Raw genomic sequence first — 432 nt, 5'->3', positions numbered from 1 at the left:
ATTTCAAGGTTTTACTAATCATTCATGGATATAAAACAACTTAAGTATTTAATCGCTTTAGATCAAACGAAACACTTTGGTCAGGCTGCGACACTTTGTCATATTACTCAGCCAACGTTGTCGATGAGGATAAGGCGTTTAGAAGAAGAGTTAGACCTCGAGTTGATTTCAAGAAGTCAACGTTTTGAAGGGTTTACCGAAGCGGGTGAGCGTATATTGGCTTGGGCAAAGACCGTCTTAGCGGCTCATGACGGTTTACAAGCCGAAGCGGCTAACTGCCGTGGCCAACTGGTCGGCTCGCTAAGAGTTGGCATGGTGCCTTTAGCCAGTCAAAACCCGATGCAGTTGATTAAGCCTTTAGCAGAAAAATTCCCTGAACTTCGCTTTCAAATTTTGTCGATGACATCTGAGCAGATCATAGACCAGCTCAAT

Annotated in this window: 1 protein-coding gene; it reads left to right on the top strand. The window is 43.8% G+C overall.

Annotated features, from left to right (window positions below):
• Positions 1-24 precede the first annotated feature (24 nt).
• Positions 25-432: LysR family transcriptional regulator (locus AB4512_RS25405; protein ID WP_372176234.1), on the top strand; the 408-nt coding region annotated here is incomplete at its 3' end.

Origin of the sequence: Vibrio sp. 10N.222.52.B7 (genome assembly GCF_041474275.1) — a bacterium.
Taxonomy (GTDB): domain Bacteria; phylum Pseudomonadota; class Gammaproteobacteria; order Enterobacterales; family Vibrionaceae; genus Vibrio; species Vibrio crassostreae_C.
This window is presented reverse-complemented; position numbering and strand designations above follow the sequence as displayed.